Annotated in this window: 1 protein-coding gene; it reads left to right on the forward strand. The window is 61.3% G+C overall.

What is annotated here, in order from left to right; genetic code table 11:
* Positions 1 to 144 precede the first annotated feature (144 nt).
* Positions 145 to 807, forward strand: a complete 663-nt coding sequence (locus THIDRDRAFT_RS23275; RefSeq protein WP_007043406.1) for a transposase — start codon at positions 145 to 147, stop codon at positions 805 to 807.
* The last annotated feature ends 255 nt before the right edge of the window (positions 808 to 1,062 follow it).

Below are 1,062 nucleotides of genomic sequence, written 5' to 3' on the forward strand. Positions count from 1 at the left end.
TCCAGCGCGGCATTGCGCCAACCATTTCGGCCACGACAATCGGCCGTATTTTAAAATCAGGCAGACCTCAAGCCGCATCGGACCCGCTACTGGCTCAATCCCAAGATTCCTGACGAGGCGGCCTTTCGCGAGGAGATCCGCACGGTGTGCAAGCAAGCACAGGAACTCCATGAGCAGGGCGTGCATGTCATCTCCACGGACGAGAAGACCGGCATTCAGGCCCTGGAGCCGATCCATCCGTCGCATCCGATGCGTCCAGGCCGTCCCCAAGCCGTCGAGTTCGAATACACGCGCCACGGCACCCAAGCGTTGATCGCCAACTTCGAGGTCGCCACCGGGCAGATCCTCACGCCCTCCATCGGCGACACACGCACCGAAGCCGACTTCCTCGCCCATCTCACCGCCACCGTCGACACCGATCCGAAAGGCGAATGGATCTTCATCTGCGATCAGCTCAACATCCACCAATCGGCCAGCCTGGTGGAGTTCGTCGCTCAGCGCTGTGAGATCACGACGGATCTCGGTCACAAAGGCCAGGACGGCATCCTCAAAAGCATGGCCTCCCGGGCCGCTTTCCTCCAGGATCCCGACCACCGCATCCGCTTCGTCTATACCCCCAAGCACTGCTCCTGGCTCAACCAAGTCGAGATCTGGTTCGGCATTCTGACCCGACGACTGCTCAAGCGCGGACGGTTTTCATCCTCCGAGGCGCTCAAGCAGCGGATCCTCGAATTCGTTGATTTCTTCAACCAGACTCTCGCTAAAACCTTCCGCTGGACCTACATTGGCAAGCCACTGATGGCGTAAATTCACCAGTGAATTTCAGGTGCGAAGTACTAGGCAGGAGCCACGTGCGGTAGTCCCGCTCACGTGGATCTGTGCGGGGGGCGGCGGGTAACCGTCGTCCCTACCGCGACCCAAACGACGGGCGCAAGCCTGCTGATGGGCGCCGTGCTGTGGTGGGTGAGCGGACCGACGCTGGCCTGGACCGAATTCGATCAGGCCGCGCGCCTGGTTCGGCTCGGGCTGTCGATCGGTTTGGGGGCGTTGCTGTATGGGGGA

This window comes from Thiorhodococcus drewsii AZ1 (genome assembly GCF_000224065.1).
Lineage (GTDB): Bacteria > Pseudomonadota > Gammaproteobacteria > Chromatiales > Chromatiaceae > Imhoffiella > Imhoffiella drewsii.